Annotated in this window: 6 protein-coding genes; 3 read left to right on the top strand and 3 right to left on the bottom strand. The window is 64.6% G+C overall.

Features of this window, described 5'->3' with window-relative positions; translation table 11 throughout:
• Positions 1 to 8 precede the first annotated feature (8 nt).
• A complete protein-coding gene (locus BLT92_RS13785) occupies positions 9 to 1,544 on the bottom strand; it encodes an SDR family oxidoreductase (protein WP_092106432.1) in 1,536 nt (511 codons plus the stop codon).
• A gap of 508 nt (positions 1,545 to 2,052) precedes the next feature.
• Between BLT92_RS13785 and BLT92_RS13780 the strand changes: the two genes are divergently transcribed.
• Positions 2,053 to 2,592 carry a MarR family winged helix-turn-helix transcriptional regulator gene (locus BLT92_RS13780; RefSeq protein WP_231938836.1) on the top strand — a complete coding sequence of 180 codons (540 nt, stop codon included), beginning with the start codon at positions 2,053 to 2,055 and terminating at the stop codon, positions 2,590 to 2,592.
• Positions 2,593 to 2,596: 4 nt separating this feature from the next.
• On the opposite strand, the gene BLT92_RS13775 is transcribed toward BLT92_RS13780, so the two are convergent.
• The gene (locus BLT92_RS13775) at positions 2,597 to 4,753 is read right to left on the bottom strand and encodes an MMPL family transporter (protein WP_092106430.1); all 2,157 of its coding nucleotides are present in this window, start codon (positions 4,751 to 4,753) and stop codon (positions 2,597 to 2,599) included.
• Positions 4,754 to 4,837: 84 nt separating this feature from the next.
• A complete protein-coding gene (locus BLT92_RS13770) occupies positions 4,838 to 5,197 on the bottom strand; it encodes a hypothetical protein (RefSeq protein WP_092106428.1) in 360 nt (119 codons plus the stop codon).
• Positions 5,198 to 5,436: 239 nt separating this feature from the next.
• Between BLT92_RS13770 and BLT92_RS13765 the strand changes: the two genes are divergently transcribed.
• Together BLT92_RS13765 and BLT92_RS13760 are read left to right on the top strand one after the other, a co-directional pair.
• A complete protein-coding gene (locus BLT92_RS13765) occupies positions 5,437 to 5,661 on the top strand; it encodes a hypothetical protein (RefSeq protein WP_092106426.1) in 225 nt (74 codons plus the stop codon).
• Positions 5,662 to 5,763: 102 nt separating this feature from the next.
• Positions 5,764 to 16,293: a non-ribosomal peptide synthetase gene (locus BLT92_RS13760; protein ID WP_092106424.1), complete on the top strand. Its 10,530-nt coding sequence runs from the start codon at positions 5,764 to 5,766 to the stop codon at positions 16,291 to 16,293.
• Position 16,294: the final 1 nt, after the last annotated feature.

Below are 16,294 nucleotides of genomic sequence, written 5' to 3'. Positions count from 1 at the left end.
TAGCTTAGCTAACGATCAAGTTCTCTGCGTCGATCGAGGTGAGATTTTTTCGCCGCCCGGGCGATGTTCTTCGCCATGGCAGGAAAGATGAACCGGTGAAATGGTGAGACGAATGCCCAGTAGACCCGGCCGCGGACACCCTTGGGAATGAAGATCGCTCGCTGCCTGAATTCGCAGCCGCGCCCGGCATCGGTGGTGGTGAATTCGAGCCAGGCGCTGCCCGAGACCCGCATCTCCGCTCGCAGGAGGAGTCGATGTTCAGGCTCGAGTTCTTCGACCCGCCACCAGTCGACCGGGTCGCCGACCCGAAGGCGGTCGGGCAGCCGCCGCCCGCGGTTGAGGCCGGCACCTCCCACGATCTTGTCCCAGACTCCGCGCACCTTCCATGCCAGCGGCCACGAGTACCAGCCATTCCGCCCTCCGATGCTTTCGATGACCGGCCAGATCCGCTCGGGGGTCAGCTCAGGAAAGTGCAGTGTCCGGTCGTCGGTGAAGACGCGCTCTCCAGCCCATTCGGGGTCACTGGGCAGCGGCTTCGCGGCCTGGGCTAGTTCACCGGCATCGGCATCCCAATTGGTGTCGACGGCCCCTTCGGCTTCGCGCAGCAGAGCCAGACGCACAGACTGCTCGAAGTCGAGCAGACCGTCTGGAGGAGGAGATATCACCGCGTCGACATCGCGGTCTTTGGTCACAGCGTCCTCTTGCAGCGACTGGACGAGCGGCAGTGTCAGCGTGAACGGCAGCGGGGTGACGAGGCCGACCCAGATTCCGGAGAGCGTGGGTGCAGGAAGAGGCAGAGTGAGGACGTGCCGGGGCTTGAGTCCAGCGATCGCAGCGAATCGCTTCATGATCTCGGCGTATCTGAGGACATCATGGGATCCGATGTCGAACGCACGATTGACGTCGGAGTCGATGTCGACGGCCTGGAGGAGGTAGTAGAGCACATCACGGACCGCCAGCGGCTCGACGTGATTGGTGACCCACCTCGGCGCCGGCATCAGTCTCAAGGTCAGGGCGAGGTGACGCACCATCTCGAAGGAGGCCGATCCTGATCCGATGATGATGCCCGCCTGGAAAGCGACGGCGGGCACAGGCGAGTCGATGAGAATCCGGCCGACCTGCGCCCGCGACCGCATGTGCATGGACAAGTTCGCCTTGTCGGGATGGAGTCCTCCGAGGTAGACGATGCGGCGAACACCGGCGGCTTCTGCCGCTTCGGCTACCCGCCTGGCCGTTGCGGCCTCCTTCTCTTCGAAGTTGCGCCCCGATCCCATCGAATGGACCAGGTGGTGGATGACATCGGCCCCGGTTGCCGCCTCGACGAGGCCGTCCCCATCGTCGAGGTCGACGCGATGGATGTCGACGTCATCGGCCCATGGCACCTGTTCGAGCTTGTGCGGCGATCTCACGGCGACGCGAACGCGGTGACCGGCCTGCAGGAGGCGAGGGACGAGCCGTCCCCCGATGTAGCCGGTGGCGCCGAGCACCAGGACCGTGCGGGGATGAGGCGATGGTTCGATGGTTTCGGGTTGAGATTGCGGCATAGGCACGTCCTCAGGGGTCATCACAATGGGGCGCAGATGCCTGTCACTGTGCACCGGCTCCTGGTACCCAGGTCACTGAGTTCTTCGATCATGATCACACCGTTCTTCATCGAGCCTGACTGCTGAAACCATACTGCTCGGCACACCGCGTCACTCCACCTGCGAAGCTGCGAAGCTGCGAAGCTGCGAAGGGCCACGCTGTCACCATAAGCGCGATTCGTTAGCCTGGCTAGTGGATGACAGAGGCGACTTCCCGTGCGCCCGAGGTGATCACCCTGACACGCAGGGGTTGACCGATAAGCTGCACCGCTTCTCGGCGGGCAAGAAGTCCTCCCTGCAGATGGTGTTCACAGACCATCCGCACTGTGCTGCTGAAGTCACTCGGGGTTCACGACCACCATGCGCCCAGGGGCACGAAACCTCAGCGACTATGATGGGTTCCGGCGATCTGCGACGAGTCCACATGGCTCGACGATGAAACACGCCAGGGGCAACAGCGGGGTATGTGGTGGCGAACATTGAGAAGTCAGCGGTCTACGATGTTGACTCGAGTGATCCGCAGCAGAAGCTCATTGATCGATCGAGCATGTCAGCCGCGGCTGTGGCTCAGATCGGTGAACTCATGACCGCCTTCGGTGAGCTTCGCGAAGCCGAACAGGCTATGTCAGAGGCCTCTCAGCAGTACATGAAACTCAACGCCACAGACATGAGGGCCATCCACTACCTCATCATCTGCTCTCACCGTGATGTCGTAGGCACACCCGGAGGCATCGCCGAGCATCTGGGCATCTCGAACTCGGCGACGACGAAGCTGCTCGCTCGATTAGAACTCGCCGGGCACATCGAACGAGCCCCTCACCCAGATGATCGCAGAGCTCAGAAAGTCAGTGTCACGCCACACACCTACACTTCGGCGATCGAGACTGTAGGACGCCAACAGTCTCGACGCTTCCACGCGGCAGCACGGCTGACCTCAGCCGAACGCGAAGTGGTGATCCGCTTCCTCCGTGAGACGAAGAAGGACATGACCGCCCCCGAGGCAGAGTGAACACTCAGTGCTTGCTGGGCTTGGCCAGGCGCGATGGCCACCACAGACGATCCCCGATCCACAGCGACAGAGCCGGCACCAGCAGCGTCCGCACGATCAGTGCATCGAGGAGGACACCGAGCGAGACGATGATTGCCAATTGGAGGAGGAACTGGATGGGAATGACGAGCAGCGCCGCGAAGGTCGCTGCGAGGACGATTCCTGCACTCGTGATCACCCCTCCCGTCACCGACAGTCCGCGCAGGGTGCCTTCCCGGGTTCTGTAGGTGATGGTTTCTTCGCGAACGCGGGTCATCAGGAAGATGTTGTAGTCGATTCCCAATGCCACGAGGAACACGAAGGCGTACAGCGGTACCGAAGGGTCTGATTGCGGCTGCCCGATCAGACGGAAGATGACAGCGCTGACTCCCAACGCCGTGCCGAAGCTCAAGACCGTCGTCGCCAGCAGCAGCACCGGCGCGACCAGGGATCTCAGCAGCAGGGCAAGCATGATGGTGATGACGATGAGAACGATGGGAATGATCACCGTTCTGTCTCGTGATGACGTCTCATTCGTATCGAGATCAACAGCAGTGCTGCCACCGACCAGTGCCTGAGTCGGGGACAAGTGCTCACGCAGGTCTTCAATGGTTCCTTCGGCTTCGAGCGAGTCGGCAGGAGCCGACAGAGTCAGGGAGAACATGATGTCACCGTTGATCTCCGTAGGCTCTGCCGGAGGCGGTCCCGGTCGTGAATCCGTGATGGCCTTGCCAGTGTCGTCAATCGGCGTCGTGCCCGATGGGGAATCCTGGGCGACCAGAGAGACGTCGTCGATACCGTCTGCAGACGAAATTTCTTCAGCGACCTCTCGACGCTCGTCACTTGGTGCGAGCACGTACGCGGGATTGCCTGCCCCGCCGGCGAAGTGATCGTCGATGACTGCCTGACCGTCGCGTGCTTGGCTGTCCCCGAGGACGAACTCACTTTGTGCGACACCATTGGCATCAAGGAATACCAAGCCTGCGCATCCCACGACGAGAACGAGCGTGACCCCGGCGACCAATCGACGTGGGCCTCTGGCGACGAACCGACCCACCCCCGGCCAGAATCCTGTGGCGCCCGGACCGGTGAGCACCGGGTGCTCGGTGCCATACTTGGGTCCCCGCGGCCAGAACGACGCTCGCCCGAAGACAGCGAGCATTGCCGGCAGGAAGGTCAATGTGGTGAGCATGGCACACGCGATTCCGACGGCCGCCACCGGGCCGAGTGCGGAGTTCGATCCGAGGTCGGACAGGAGAAGGCACAAAAGGCCGACGATCACGGTTCCACCCGACGCCAGGATCGGTTCGAATACCCCGCGCATCGCCTTCCACGCGGCGAGGGAAGGGGTGAAAGTGTCCCGCAGCTCTTCTCGGCAACGGGCGATGTAAAGCAATGAGTAGTCGGTGGCGGCCCCGATGACCAGAATGAAGAGAATGCCTTGGACCTGCCCGTTGAGTGTGACAACTCCTTCACGAGCCAACGCGACATTGATCAGCACCGCTGCGCAGAGAGCCGTGAGTGAGCTGACGAGCACAAGGACCGGCAACAAAGGTGAGCGGTAGACGATGACGAGAATGACGAAGACGACGGCGAGTGCGACGAGGAGCAGAATTCCGTCGATCCCACTGAAGGCCTCTTGCAGATCAGCACTGAATCCTGCGGGCCCACTGACCCAGAAATCGAGACCGGAGAGTTCCTGTCCCGCGTCTTCCTCCAACTGCGTGACAACATCGCCGATCTCGGCATCGGCGGGAATCGACACAACGAGTTGTGCCGCTTCCTTGTCATCCGAAGAGATGACCGGGGAGGACTCGGCGCCCTGAATGACATCGGCAGCGCGTTCAGCCAGACGCTCGAGCCCCGCCTGGTCAGCGTCGGTGAGGCCGCCTTGGCGTTCGGCAACGATGATCGCTGGGACTGCGTCTGATCCGGTGAACTCAGTGATCTCGTTCTGGACTTTGGTCGATTCTGCGCTCGAGGGCAGGAAGGACGACCGCTCATCGGTGGCGACTTCGTCAATCGATCCGAAGCTCATCCCACCAAATCCGAATACTGCCAGCCACAGGAGAATGAGGACCGCAGGGACAAGAATGCGCACGATCCGTCGCGGAAGCCGCGACGACTCCAACTTTTCTTTCATCTGGCTAGTATTTCACCTGGTGTAATTAATTACCAAGTACGCGTGGCCGCGAGAAACCGGTCACCCCACGCCCCTGTCCGCCCATCACCAGGGATTCGCCAGCTGCCACTGCTCGAACCAGTACCTGTCACCCTGATAGTGCGACTTGGAGGGCCTGCATCCCTTGAGATCCGAGTGCTCGTCCAGCCATGTGCGCACCAGGCCCGGCACCTCCTCCATCCGGTCACGCCAGTCGTCGAGTGGCAGCAGCAGAACCGTGCCGTCATCTGACGTCAGCCGGCAGGAGTAGGTCGGCAGCCCCTCGGTGTTCTGCGAATGCGTATAGCTGACCTGCTCGCAGCCCGTGGTGAGGTAGAAGCGGATGTACTCCCCCGACACGTCGGAGCACAGCGACTTGAAGTCCTGGTATCGACTGAGCCATTCCGGCCTGGAATATTCGTTCATACGTTCTATTATGCTCTGATTGTGGTCATTCGTGAAGCATGCCCGTCACCGCCGACGCTGCGAAGGCGGTGAAGGCTGCGAGGCAGCGTAGGCGGCGAAGGCAGCCGATCAGAAGGCTGCGAGGCAGCCGATCCGAAAAAGTTCGGCGAATCGTCAATCCACACGCTCGAACCCTCCGAACCAGTACTGCTTGCCCGGTGCAGATGATCTGCACGACGTGTCAGGAAAGGACAGAGACTATGTTGAGCCTCAAACGCACAGGTCTTCGGACCATCGGCGGTGCCACAATCGCAGCTCTCGCTGTGATGGTCGGAGTCTTCGCCGCCCCTGGAGCGGCGTCGGCCGCCGAAGGGCCCCAGGCACACGATGCAGAGCCCTCCAGCTCTCTGGTCGAAGGGCCGCTCATCGATCTCGGTGATCTGATGAACCTCATCGGCTCGATCAACATCGGACAGTTCCAGTAACAGCCCATCTGACGTTCCAGTAACAGCCCATCTGACGTTCCAGTAACAGCCCATCTGACGTTCCAGCAAGACGGCACCACACCCTCGCGTTCGAAAGACACAATGACTGACGACTCTCCCCGAATCGAACTCACCTCTGCACAACGCGGCATCTGGTATGCCCAGAAGATCGAACCCGACAACCCGACTTTCCAGATCGGGCTGTACGTCGAAATTCTCGGGCCCCTGGACGTCGATGTGATGCGACGCGCCGTCGGCACCGCCGTCGCAGAGGCCGATTCGCTCAACGTCGTCTTCGGCGAAGACGACCGGGGAGTCTTCCAAAAGCACGGCTCGCCTCGCAGGCACCTACACTTCCATGATCTGCGGGGCGAGTCGGTCGACGAACCGGTGGCGAAGGCCCGGGCCCTCATGGAAGCCGACCTCGCCACCGTTCACGATCTCGAGGATGGTGAGCTGCTCAGGTCTGAGCTGTTCCACCTCGGCCCCGACCATTGGATCTTCTACCAGCGAGCCCACCACCTCCTCGTCGACGGCTACTCTGCCGTGCTCATCCTGCGACGCGAGTCGCAGCTGTACGGTGAGCTGGCTGATCCGAGCGCACAGCCATCGGAGTCGCCTTTCGGCAGCCTGGAGGCCCTGGTGGCCGAGGAGGCGGACTACCGATCCTCGCAGCGTTTCCGCACCGATGCCGACTTCTGGTCACAGACCATCTCAGAGTCGGAGACAGCCACGGGCTTGGCGGGACGTCCACCTGCCTCGGCGAAACAGCTGGTCACAGCCGACGCCGACATCCCCGCGGAGCTGGCCGGACAATTGGCCGGTGCCCAATCGACCCCGGTCCTCGTCCTCGCGGCCGCCGCGACGTATCTGCACAAGATGACGGGTCGGCAGACCGTCTCCGTGGGACTGCCGGTGACGGCCCGGCGCAGCGCCCTGGCCAAATCGGTGCCGTCGATGATGTCGAAGATCCTGCCGCTGCAGCTGGCCACCACACCCGAGACCACCGCCCCCGAACTCGTTGAGAATACGGGTTCGGCCCTGCGCACGACGCTCATTCACCAACAGTTCCACTATCAGGAACTCGACACCGACACGAGCTACATCGGGCCCTCGGTCAACATCTTCCCGACAGTCGATGACATCAGCTTCGGCCAGGCCTCGGCGTCTCTGCATCTCATGTCCACGGGTCCGGTCGATGATCTGTCGATCATCGTCCACGGCCTGGGAGCGGACCAGACCTCCTCCGGCAGGGACTCGCGAGCCGCCATCGTTCGGTTTGAGGCCAATGCCGAGCTCTACACCCAGGAGAGTCTCGCCGAACACCTGCGCCGCTTCCTCTCCGTCCTCTCCCAGCTGGATCCCGGTCGCGCTCAGCCTCTGGCGGGGCTGTCCCTGCTCGATGACAGCGAAGCTGACGACGTCATCGCCGGCGGAATGGGCCGAGTCCAGAACATTCCCCGCCACACCGTGGTCGACGAGTTCACCGCTCATGCCCGTGCGACCCCGTTCGCCTCCGCCGTCGTGGCCGATGACGGACATCTCAGCTTCGCCGATCTCGATCGCAGGTCGACACAGCTGGCCAGCTATCTTCGCGAGCACGGCGCCGGCCCGGGCACACGCGTCGCCGCGCGCCTCGGACGGACCACGGCTCTGCCGGTCACCGTGCTCGGGATCCTCAAGGCAGGTGCAGCCTATATTCCCCTCGATCCCGACCATCCGGCAGCCCGAATCGAGGCGATGGTCGCCGATGCCGACCCGGTCCTCGTGCTCAATTCCTCGACTGTGTCGGGCCCCGCCGGGGAGTCGACGATCTCCACGGATCGGCCTGTCATCGATCTGGATTCGGACCGGCTGTCTGCCAGGCTGTCGTCCCGGACGGCCCAGCGCGCACCGGAGACCACGCCGGCCCCCGACGACCTCGCCTATGTGATCTTCACATCCGGGTCGACCGGCCGACCCAAGGGCATCGGCGTCGAACACCGGTCGCTGCTCAATCTCTTCCTCAGTCACCAGGAGACCATCTTCACACCGGCCGTCGAACGACTCGGGCGCGGACTGCGGGTGGCACACACCGCAGGGATCTCCTTCGACGCCGCATGGGACCCGCTGCTGTGGCTCTTCGCCGGACACGAACTCCACCTCATCGACACCCTCACCCGCCGCGACCCCGAAGCGCTGACCTCGTATTTCACCACTCACGGCATCGACTCAATCGAGACGACTCCCTCGTTCGCCAAGGCTCTTCTGGCCCACGGCAGCTTCAGCGGGACCGCCCACCCCAGCGTCATTGCGTTGGGAGGAGAAGCAGTCGACAGCGGGCTCTGGCAGCAGCTGGCTGCGCTGGACGACGTGACGTCCTACAACCTGTACGGACCGGCGGAGACGACCGTCGACAGTCTCACCGCTCCCATCGTCGCGGGCACGTCCCCGGTCCTCGGCCACTCCGTCACGAACACCCGACACTATGTACTCGATTCCAGACTGTCCCCTGTGCCCGAACAGGCAACAGGAGAGCTCTACATTGCCGGGCTCAACTTGGCGCGCGGCTATGTCGACCGTCCTGGAACGACCTCTGAACGCTTCGTCGCCGATCCCTTCTCCAACGACGGGTCGAGGATGTATCGAACCGGAGACATCGTCCGCAGGCCCTTGAACGGCGGCATCGAGTTCCTCGGGCGCAGTGATGAGCAGATCAAACTGCGCGGGTACCGTGTCGAGCTCTCCGAGGTCGAGCTCGCTCTGCAGGCCGACCCCCGAATCGGGTCGGCCGTCGTCGAACTCAGGCAGAATAAGGCCGGATACGCTCAGCTGCTCGGTTACGTCACCGCGCACTCCCAGGTCGACACCGCCGAGGTGCGCCGGAGCATGAAGGCACGTGTCCCGGACTACATGGTCCCCTCGTTCATCATGCAGATCGAGAGCATTCCGCTCACGGTCAACGGCAAACTCGACCGCCGGGCCCTCCCGGAGCCGGAATCGGCACGCTCCGAGTCCGAGGCACCCAGAGGCCCGCAGGAACAGGTCGTGGCTGAGGCCTTCAGCGACGTGCTGGGCGTGGACTCCGTCGGCCTCGACGATGACTTCTTTGAACTCGGCGGACACTCGCTGCTGGCCACTCAACTGGTCGCGTCTCTGCGGACGAGCTTCGCCGCCGCACCCGCCCTGCGCGAGGTCTTCCAACACCCCACCGTCCGCGAACTCAGTGCCTGCTTCGACCCGAAGGCGACCACGGTCGACGCCGGTCATGAGCTCGTCGCAGGAGACCGTCCCACATCGCTGCCACTCTCCCCTGCCCAGGCACGCCTGTGGTTCATCAACCAGTTCGACCCGAGTTCTGCGGCATACAACATACCGCTCACCCTGAGTATGCGAGGACGACTCGACGTCGGTGCGCTGCACACGGCGATCAACGACGTCGTCGCACGACATGAGAGCCTGCGCACTGTCTTCCCGTGGACGGCCGGCCAGCCCGAACAGGTCGTTCTCAACCCGGACGACGCCCGCATCGCCATGTCCACGATCGGGGTCAGTCAGGACCTCGTCCACCACACCGTGGATGCGGAGGCCACCCGAGGATTCGACGTCTCCAGCGAGCTTCCGATCAGGGCTCTTCTCATCAGACTCAACGAGGACGAGCATCTGCTGCTGCTGACTCTCCACCACATCGCCGCCGACGGCTGGTCGCTGGGCCCCCTGGCCCGGGATCTGTCCACCGCCTATCGCAATCGTGGGCGGGGAAGGGCCCCGGCCTTTCCGCCTCTTCCCGTGCAGTACGCCGACTACGCCCTCTGGCAGCGAACGGCGCTCGGAACCGAAGACGACCCGAACAGTTCACTGTCGCAGCAGCTGGTCTTCTGGAAGACCTCGTTGGCCGGCGCGCCCTCACAGCTGCAGCTTCCCACCGATCGGGCGAGAAACGCGGCGGTCCCAGGATCGGTCTCCCGTGCGATTCCCGTTGACATCGGCCCGAGAGTCCATGCCGGACTGCGCCGACTCTCCAGCGAGCGCAATGCCAGTCTGTTCATGGTGCTGCAGGCGGCATTCGCGGTGCTGTTGGACAAACTCGGAGCAGGCAGCGACATCCCCATCGGCACCCCCGTCGCGGGCAGGACCGAGACGAAGCTCGATGAACTCATCGGGTTCTTCGTCAATACGCTCGTCCTGCGCACCGATACCTCGGGCAATCCGAGCGCCGGCGATGTCATCGACAGGGTCCGCGGATCCAACCTCTCGGCCTACGCCAATCAGGATGCCCCCTTCGAGCGCGTCGTCGATGAGGTCGACCCGCCACGCTCGGAAGGACTGCACCCCCTGTTCCAGGTGATGCTGACGCTGCAGAACACGACCCCGGTCGATATCGACATGGGTGATCTCCACGTCGAAGCGGCCCCCGGCCCACAAGTCTCGGAGGCGAAGTTCGATCTGCTCCTCGACCTGGCAGAACGTCGCGGGGATGCGGCCGGAATCACCGGCTCCCTGGAATTCGATTCCGCGCTGTTCGACGAGTCCACGGCCCGGAACATCGCCGAACGCTTCGTGAGCGTACTCGAACAGTTCGTCACCGACCCGAACCGCCTCGTTTCGGATCTCGACATCCTCAGCGCCGCAGAACTGCGCACCATCCGCGACGACAGCCGCGGTGCCGATCGCGACCGTCTCGTGACGACGATCATCGACACCCTCGAGTCCACCATCGCCCGTCTTCCACAGCGCCGGGCGCTCGTGGTCGACGACACCGAACTGAGCTTCGCGCAGCTCGGGGACCGCATCCACCGCTGCGGTCGCGCGCTTCTCGCCCGAGGCATCGGGCCTGGTCAGCGGGTCGCCATCGCTCTGCCACGATCAGCCGATGCCATCATTGTGCCATTGGCAGTGCTGAGCATCGGTGCCATCGCCGTTCCCATCGACCTCAGCTATCCGCAGGAGCGGATCCGCCTGATCCTCGACGTGAGCGACCCGGCGGCCGTCGTCGTCGACTCCCCCGACGTGCCTGTGCGACCGGGCACGGCCGTCTCCACCGCAGAGCTGAGTGCCGACGACCTCGGCGACCCAGCGGACGACGGGGGTGAGGGCAACCTCGGCGAGGGAGCAGTGCGAGACGACTCCCATCGTCCGACGCCGGACGACCGCGCCTATGAGATGTACACATCCGGGTCCACCGGGACGCCCAAGGGTGTCGCCGTGCCCCATCGTGGTCTGGCCAATCTTCTCGCTCAGCACCGGGGGACGATCTTCGCCGAGGCGGGGCTCGAGGAAGCCTCGGTCCGGGTCGCGCACACCGCCGGCCTCGGTTTCGACGCCGCCTGGGACCCGGTGCTCTGGCTGGTGGCCGGAGCGAGCCTGCACATCGTCGATGAGGAAGTGCGCCGGGACGCCGAGGCGTTCGTGGACTTCTGCCGCCGAGCGCAGATCGATGCGCTCGAGACCACCCCCTCCTTCGTGCGGCAGCTGACCGCCTCCGGGCTCCTCGATGACCCCGAGCCCTCTGCTGCCCGGCACCACGAGGCCGCTGCGCTGACGATCGCCCTCGGCGGGGAGCCCGTCCCCGATGACCTGTGGCAGGAACTCGGCCAGCACTCGGGTGTGCGTGCCTACAACTTCTACGGACCCACCGAATTCACCGTCGACTCCGTCACGGCGAAGGTTCAGGGAGACCATGCCAGGATCGGCCACCCGATCAGAAACGTCGCGGCCATGGTCTTGGACGGACACCTGCAGGAGGTTCCCTATGGTGTCGTCGGCGAGCTCTACCTCGCAGGGGACGGAATCGCCACCGGATACGTCAACCGGCCGGCTGAGACCTCGCAGCGCTTCATCGCCAACCCCTTCGGCAGCGGCGAGCGCATGTACCGCACCGGTGACCTGGTCCGACGCACCTTGGACGGCAGCCTCGACTTCGTCTCCCGCGATGACGACCAGATCAAGCTGCGTGGGTATCGGATCGAGCTCGGCGATGTTGAGAATGCTCTCTTCGCCTGCGCGGGCGTCGAACAGGCAGCAGCCGTCGTCGACAATCCCCAGGACCCGCAGTCCGCACGACTCGTCGGATACTACGCAGGGGACGCAGAGGAGACCACCGTCCGCGACCACCTCGCCAGTGCGCTTCCGGCCCCGATGGTTCCACGTGTGCTGATCGCCGTCGACGCGATGCCCCTGACCGCCCACGGCAAACTCGACCGCGACCGGCTGCCGGCTCCCCGGCTGTCGGGAGGCGAAACCTCCCGAGCCGCTGAGACGACGGACGAGGCCAGAATGTGCGAACAGTTCTCAACCGTGCTCGAGGCCGATTCGGTCGGGCTCGACGACGATTTCTTCGAGTTGGGAGGCCATTCGCTGCTGGCGGTGTCCCTCATCGGGCGCATCCGCGAGGCTTTCGACACCGACCTGCCGCTGCGCGCGATCTTCGATGCACCCACACCGGCTGCCCTGCTGAAGCGCCTCGACGTTTCGGCCGGTGCTTCGCTCGCGACGCTGCCCACGAACAGCGGGCAGACCCCGACGTCTGACCAGGTTCCGACCCCGGACCGCAGTGCTGCCTCGGCGACCAGCCTCTCCGATTGGAAGCAGTCGAGCACCCGCCCGACTGTGATTCCGCTGTCGTACGGTCAGGCACGGATGCACTTCCTCAATCAGCTCGACACCAAGGCCTCCGACTACACCATCTCCCTCGCGGTTCGCTTCGAGGGCGAATTGGATCCCGACACGCTCGATGAGTCCCTGAGCCAGGTCATCACGCGCCACGAGATCCTGCGCACCGTCTATCCGAGCCTCGGAGGCTCCCCGGTACAACACATCCTTCCGCCCGCGGCCGGACACGGGATCCTCGTCCACCGGACCACGTCCTCACCGGCGGCGACCTCGGAGGACATGGCACGGGAGGCTGCCAAGGGATTCGATCTCAGCACCGACCTGCCGTTGCGCGCGGTCCTCTTCGACGAAGGCGGCCAGTGGGTCCTGCATCTCGTCATTCACCACATCGCCACCGACGGCGCCTCGTTGGCTCCGCTGACGCAGGATTTGTCCACCGCCTATGCCGCACTGCGCGGTGCGGCCTGCCCGATGCAGCGCAATCTCGACGTCCAGTACGCGGACTTCGCCCTGTGGCAGCGCCATGTGCTTGAGACGCAGACACGTCCAGGTGAGGACCGTCCGCTCCTCGACCACAAGACCCAGTCATGGCGCGAGCGCCTGGACGGAATACCCATTGAACTCCCCCTGCCCTCGGACCATCCCCGCCCTCACACCGCCCGGCAGTCGGGTCGTCACCATCGCTTCAGTCTCGATAACCGGACGACGCAGCGCCTGAATGCGATCGCCGCCGAGGCGGGGGCCAGTCTGTTCATGGCCCTGCACGCTGTGCTCGCCGGGTTCCTCAGCAGAATCAGCGGCAGTGAGGACGTCGTCATCGGCTCTCCCAGCGCCGGACGTTCGGACCCAGAGCTTGCGGACATGGTCGGGCTCTTCGTCAACACCGTCCCGATCCGCACCGATGTCTGTGACCAACCCGATTTCCGCACACTTCTGGCGCGGACTCGCACGGCGGCCATCGACGCACTGGAACTCGACGACGTACCGTTCGAACGCCTTGTCGAGACCGTCAACCCGCCGCGTGAGCTGGGTCGCCATCCACTGTTCCAGACCATGTTGTCCTTGGAGAACACGGCCTTGCCGACCCTCGACCTTCCAGGAGTGCGCACGAGCATCGAACCTGAGGTCGAGACCGGCGACGCCAAATTCGACCTCTCGTTCACCTTCCGCACAGACACTCCCGATAGGGGACTCGACGTCGTGCTCGACTACAACTCCTCGATGTTCGAGCCGGCGACCATCGTCGACCTGTGCCAGGGTCTCTCCCGCTTCGCCGACGGCCTCGTGCAGGACCCGAAACGCCCGATCCACGACATCGCACTCCTCGACCCCGCCGAGGCGGCCCAAGCGATCGGCCAGCTCACCGGTCCGGAGCCGGTGACATCGCTGCCCATGGTCCTCGACGTCTTCGCCACCACTGTGCGACAGCTGCCCCATGCCACCGCAGTCGAATCCGCTGACACCTCGATGTCGTTTCGCGAACTCGACGAAGCCGCGGAACTCCTGGCACAGGAGCTGCGCGGATTGGGTGCGGGGCCGAGGTCGACCGTATCCGTTCGCCTCAGCCGCGGAGTCGGGATCATCGTCGCCACGTTGGCCGTGCTCAAATCAGGTGCGGCCTACAACCCGATCGACATCGACTATCCGCTCGAACGTGCTCGGGCGATCGTGACCGATGCGGGCCCTCTCATCGTTCTGGCCGAGACCGGAACCGCCGAGGCACTGGCGCCGATGCTCGCCGATGCCCCTGTCACGCCCACCGTCGTTGAGATCTCAGCAGCCGACGGCACCGTGGACACCACCCGTCCGGCCCGGCCCCGGCCGACCTCGACCGCTGCGGCCACGGACCCGACTCTCCAGCACGACCCAGCCGCCTATGTCACCTTCACCTCCGGTTCGACCGGTCGGCCCAAGGGCGTGGAGGTGGGCCATTGCGCCCTCGCGAATCTGCTCGCCGCCCATCGTGCCTCGTTCCTGCCGACACCATCCTCCGAGCCCGAGCAGATCACCGTGGCCCACACCACCGGTGTCGGCTTCGACGCCGCCTGGGATCCGCTGCTGTGGATGCTGGTCGGACATCGCATCCACATCGCCTCGGCGGAAACCCAACGCGACCCTCAGGAGCTCGCGCGGCTGCTTCATGACCTGCGGATCGGGTTCTGGGAGACCACCCCCAGCTACCTGCGTGCGCTCAGGACCGAACCGGACTTCGCGGACCTGCTCGACCGAGCGGCCGCGGCGAACGCTCCGATCACTCTCGCCCTCGGCGGCGAGGCGATCGACGAGGAGCTGTGGGAGTGGCTGCGCGAGCGCCCCGGCATCAACGCCCACAACCTCTACGGCCCCACCGAGGCCACCGTGGACGCCTTCGCGGGGCCGGTCACCGACTCGTCGACGCCGACTCTGGGATCGCCGCTGCACCACATGCGCGGCTATGTGCTCGACGAACGGCTCCATCACGTGCCGGCCGGGACGACCGGAGAGCTCTACCTCGCCGGACGCCAGTTGGCACACGGATACCGTGGCCGCCCCGGCCTGAGCGCCGAGCGCTTCGTCAGCGATCCCTTCGGCGAACCGGGCGAGCGCATGTACCGCACAGGGGACCTCGTCGTGCGTCACCGCAATGGTGACCTGAGCTTCCTCGGCCGCAGCGACAACCAGATCCAGCTGCGCGGGTTCCGTGTCGAGCTCGGCGAGGTCGAGCGAGCCCTGCGCGGAGCACCGGGAGTCAAGGACGCACTCGTACGATCATCCGGTGCCGACGCCGACACGATGCAGCTGGTCGGCTATGTTGTACCGGACCGGACGAATGCTGCCGGGTCGGAAGCTCTCGCAGACAAGGCGCGGCGACATGTGCGATCGATCGTGCCCAGCTACATGGTCCCACCGAGAGTCGTGGCCCTCGACGAAATCCCACTGACGGCGCACGGCAAGATCGACGAGTCAGCACTGCCAGACGCCTCGCAGGCTGTCGTCGGGTCGCGTTCGGCACCGCGCACACCGCATGAGGACACCGTGGCGACGATCTTCGCCGAGGTGCTCACGCTGCCCCGCGTCGGCGTCGACGAGTCGTTCTTCGAACTCGGCGGGCATTCGTTCCTGGCCCGACCACTCATCGCAGCCGTCAACGATGCCCTCGGCGCCGAACTCTCGGTCCAGTCCCTCTTCCGCTCACCCACCGTCGAACAGTTGGTGGCCGACGCAGATGCGGGGACCGCGGACTCGATCGGTGACAGCCTGCAGCGCCTGCTTCCTCTGCGCACGGCGGGCGCGAAGCCTCCTCTGTTCGCGGTGCACCCGGCCACTGGCATCAGTTGGGGGTTCGCGGCGATGCTCCACGGACTCGACCCTCAGCGTCCGCTGATCGGCCTGCAGATGCCGGGACTGGCACCGGGCGATCCGGAGGAGATCACTGCCTCCACGCTGACCGAACTCGCCGACGACTACATCACGCAGATGAGGACGGTGCAGCCGCAGGGGCCCTATCACCTGCTGGGCTGGTCCTTCGGCGGCATCCTGGCACATCGCCTGGCGACGCGACTGCAGGAGATGGGTGAAGAGGTGGCCTTCCTCGGGATCCTCGATGCCTACCCCGCCGGTCAGGAGACCAACGCCGACGTCGGCGAGGGGGCACAACTGTGGGTCGACTACCTCGGCGCCAATCATCCTGACGTTCGGGTCGGCGCGGAGGGACTCGACGACGAACGGGCTCTGGAGGTTCTGCGCGAGAACGGCGACCCGCTGGGCAATGTCTCGCCCGAGACCATTGCGGCAATGACCGCGGGCTTCTTCACCATGGCTCGACTGATCCGTGAAGCCCCGATCGAACGCTTCAACGGCGACCTCGTGCACTTCGCCGCCACCCAGGATGTTCCGGCCGGCACCCCCACTGCCGAATCATGGCGACCCTATGTCACTGGTCACATTCACGTCACCGAGGTGCCGGCACGACACGGGGACATGCTCTCGGCGACGGCCCTGTCCGAAATTCTTCCCGTGCTGGCAATCCATGTGGACGAGGACGCCGAACCACACATGTAAG

It is taken from the genome of Brevibacterium picturae (assembly GCF_900105045.1).
Lineage (GTDB): Bacteria > Actinomycetota > Actinomycetes > Actinomycetales > Brevibacteriaceae > Brevibacterium > Brevibacterium picturae.
This window is presented reverse-complemented; position numbering and strand designations above follow the sequence as displayed.